Origin of the sequence: Streptacidiphilus pinicola, from assembly GCF_003258295.1 — a bacterium.
Lineage (GTDB): Bacteria > Actinomycetota > Actinomycetes > Streptomycetales > Streptomycetaceae > Streptacidiphilus > Streptacidiphilus pinicola.
The window spans coordinates 1-3,419 of record NZ_QKYN01000064.1 but is presented as its reverse complement, the minus strand read 5'-3'; the positions used below and the strand labels follow the sequence as shown (position 1 = coordinate 3,419).

The 3,419-nt window shown below is 73.6% G+C and carries 3 protein-coding genes and 2 pseudogenes; 4 read left to right on the top strand and 1 reads right to left on the bottom strand.

All coding sequences use genetic code 11. The annotated features are described in order from the left end of the window. The 4 genes and pseudogenes from DN069_RS41590 to DN069_RS16390 form a co-directional block, all read left to right on the top strand. Window positions 1-297, top strand: a pseudogene (locus tag DN069_RS41590) (maleylpyruvate isomerase N-terminal domain-containing protein); the annotation flags it as partial. A 15-nt stretch (window positions 298-312) separates the two neighbouring features. Beyond that, window positions 313-648, top strand: a pseudogene (locus DN069_RS41585) (maleylpyruvate isomerase N-terminal domain-containing protein); the annotation flags it as partial. A gap of 241 nt (window positions 649-889) precedes the next feature. After that, window positions 890-1,282: a hypothetical protein gene (locus tag DN069_RS16395; protein ID WP_111501740.1), complete on the top strand. Its 393-nt coding sequence runs from the start codon at window positions 890-892 to the stop codon at window positions 1,280-1,282. Window positions 1,283-1,348: 66 nt separating this feature from the next. After that, a complete protein-coding gene (locus DN069_RS16390) occupies window positions 1,349-2,545 on the top strand; it encodes a MalY/PatB family protein (RefSeq protein WP_111501739.1) in 1,197 nt (398 codons plus the stop codon). 48 nt (window positions 2,546-2,593) lie between these two features. Here the strand turns inward: DN069_RS16390 and DN069_RS16385 are convergent. Next, the coding region (locus DN069_RS16385; RefSeq protein ID WP_243639311.1) for a DUF2797 domain-containing protein at window positions 2,594-3,419 on the bottom strand (826 nt) is incomplete at its 5' end.

Here is a 3,419-nt window from a genome sequence, read left to right as displayed (position 1 = left end):
GGACGGCAAGTGACGCAGGCGAGGGAGCTCTACCTGAGCGTGGCGGACGAGGCGGCCAAGCTGTTGGCCACTCCGGAAGTGGCGGACGGCTGGCGCCGGCCGTCCGCGCTGGAGAAGCTCAGCGTCCAGGGGCTGGCGGGTCACCTGGCCGGGCAGGTCTTCTTCATCCCCCTGGTGCTCTCAGAGCCGGTGCCCACCGAGCCCGCCATCTCGATCCACGAGTACTACGCGCGAGTCAGCTGGATCGGCTCGGACCTGGACACCCCGTTCAACCAGGCCATCCGATCCGGCGGCTAGGAGGACGCGGCCGAGGGCCCCGCCGCGCTGGCCGCGCGCGTCGCCGCCTGCGTCGAGGAACTGCGCGGCACCCTGCCCGCCGGCCCGGACCGCCAGGTGCGCCGCCCCACTTGGGGGCCGTGGTCGATCAGCCTCGACGACTTCGTCACCAGCCGACTCCTGGAACTCGTGGTCCACTCCGACGACCTCGCCCACAGCGTCGGCCTGCCGACCCCGGACTTCCCGGCCCCCGCGGTCGAAACCGTCGTGGACCTGCTGTCCCGCATCGCCCTTCGGCGCCACGGCGCCACCAACGTCCTGCGCGCACTCAGCCGCAGCGAACGCGCCCCGGTATCGATCTCGGCGCTCTAGCGAAGGCTCGGCCAGAACCCGGTGAAGTCTCGCAGCCCCGCGGAAGTGTCAGGTGAACGTCGGGTCAACGTCATGGTCGACAGGCAAGGTCGCCGGTGACGATTGGTCGCGAACGACCGGTGGTGCGTTCGCCGCCGGTCGTTCGCGACCAAGCATCAGCAAGCCAAGCAAGCGAGGGTGCCGGGTTCGGTGCCCGCGAATTCGGGGGGAAGACATGGGTTTCCCGTGGGGACGGCGCGGCGTGAAGACGGCGCTGGTCGGGGCTCTCGCGGCCGGGGGCCTGGTGTGCGCGACCGGCAGTGCCGACGCCTATTCGGCGACCAGGGTGCCGCTCAGGACGAGCCACGGTGTCGGGGTCTACGCGGCGGCCACCTCGGCTGCCAAGAAGGTGGGCGACGACGTGCTCCCGGGCTACGGGAACGCGATCTGGGCCATGTGCTGGCAGGTCGGGCAGAACGTCGGCAACGCCGGCGACGTCTGGTACGACACCGTCGAGGTGGAATACAACGGCCCAGGGTTTCCCAACGTGCAGTACTTCACGGACGGGACGGCGTGGACCTTCGCCCCCTACGTCGACGGCGCCGCCGCGTTCCACAACGGCCTGCCGCAGTGCCCCCAGTCCATCCCCTCCTGACCGTCAGGTGCGTCGCCGACGGCATGTAGGGAGCAGAGACGGCATGTGTGACTTACCGTGATGGGTATGGGCGAGGTGTCGTCGGGCCGACGAGAGGCGGAGAACGCTGCGGGGTTCCGCTGGGAGCGGGCGGAGCGGTTGCGGCGGCGGAGCAGTGTGAAGTGGCGGGCGTATCCGGCCGACGTGCTGCCGGTGTGGGTCGCCGAGATGGACTGTGGGCTCGCGCCCGCGGTCGCGCGGGCTCTCGCGGACGCCGTCGCCCTCGGGGACACCGGTTATCCGGCGGGTACCGGCTACGCCGAGGCACTGCGGGACTTCGCCCAGGCCCGCTGGGGGTGGGCGGGTATCGCCGTGGAGCGCACGCGGACCGTCCCGGACGTGATGCGCGGCATCGTCGAGGTGCTGCGGCTCCTCACTGAGCCGGGGGACAGAGTGGTCGTCAACTGCCCCGTGTATCCGCCGTTCTACGCCTATGCCCGGAACGCCGGGCGGGAGGTCGTGGAGGCGCCGCTCGGCCCGGACGGGCGCATCGACCTCGCCGCGCTCAAGGAGGCGTTCCGGGAGGCGACGGTGATCCCCGGCGCCCGCACCCGCAGCCGCGCCGTCTACCTGCTCTGCAACCCTCACAACCCGACCGGAACGGTCCACCGCCGCGACGAGTTGGAGGCCGTCGCGAGCCTGGCGGAGCGGTTCGGGGTCCGGGTCGTGGTCGACGAGATCCACGCGCCGCTGGTGCTCGGCGGCGCGGCCTTCGTGCCGTACCTCGGCGTGCGCGGCGCCGAGCGCGCCTTCTCGCTCATGTCGGCGTCCAAGGCGTGGAACCTGGCGGGCCTCAAGTCCGCCGTGGCGCTCGCGGGGGAGGGGGCGGTGGCGGAGCTCGACCGGATGCCGCCGCAGGTGGAGGAGGGCGCCAGCCACTTCGGTGTCATCGCCCACACCGCGGCCCTGCGTGACGGCGTGGCCTGGCTCGACACGCTGCTGCCCGCGCTCGAACGCAACCGCGCGCTGTTCGCCGAGCTGCTGGCCGAGTACCTCCCCGCCGTCCGCTACCGCCCGGGCGAGGGCACCTACCTCGCCTGGCTCGACTGCCGTGCGACGGATCTCGGTGAGGACCCGGCCGCCGTGTTCCTCGAACGCGGTCGCGTGGCCCTGACCGGTGGTCTCCCGTTCGGCACCGGCGGTGCCGGCCACGCTCGCTTCAACCTGGCGACCAGCCCCGAGCTGATCACGGAGGCGGTCCACCGCATGGCCGCCTCGCTCTGACGCCGTTCCCTACCGTGTTACCCCGCCCCGGGGGGAACGCCCGCGCCATCAGAACAGCCCGGGCTGGTCCTGAGGTTCCGTCACCCGTGGCACCGCGGCCAGCTCCGCGCTGAACTCCGCCTCCGGGGCCGCGCGGGTGACCGACCAGCCCGCCAGCAGGCGGGTGTCCAGCAGGACCAGGCCCGCCGCGGGGACGGCGAGGTAGAGGTCGGTGGCGATCCGGCAGACGACGCGACCGCGCACCACGTCGGCGGTGCGCAGCGGCTGGACGGCGGCGTCGGGCTGGAGGCCGGTGGTCGGGAGGCCGTAGCGTGCGCAGTGGTCCAGGACCTCCGGGGCCGCGTGACGGACCTGGCCCTCCGGCCAGTCCAGGGCCCGGGTCAGCTCCAACTGCGCGAGGAGCGCCGCCGCGCGTTCGGCGGGGGTGCCCGGGGCGGTGCGCGCCGCGCGCTTGCGGCCGGTGGCGACGCGGTCCGGCAGGCCGAGGGCGACCCCGAGCAGGTGCTCGACCCGGCGGGCGGACGGCAGGGTGCCCTGGGAGAGGAAGACCGAGGCCAGCGCGCCCTGTTCGAGCAGCCGGGCCATGCCCCGCTCGGCGGCGGTGATGCCGACCTTGATCCCCGCCGAGCCGTGGTGGGCGAGGTAGACCGCGTACGGGCGCGGGTCGTCCAACAGGGTGTCCGCGGCCACGGAGAACTGTCGGTCCAGCCGGGCGCACTGACCGCAGCGGCTGCTGCGCGAGCCCGGGTCCAGCGCCGCGGCCGTCGGGCAGGCGACCCGCCGCCCGGCCCGCCACAGGCCGACGCACCGCCGGTCCGCGCCGACGGCGAATGCGGGCTCCGCCCCTATCGGCAGCGCACCGGCCCGCGCGGGC

Bases quoted from the DNA above. Each gene is read 5' to 3' on its own strand.
- DN069_RS16390 (WP_111501739.1), top strand. From the start codon at position 1,349: ATGGGCGAGGTGTCGTCGGGCCGACGAGAGGCGGAGAACGCTGCGGGG.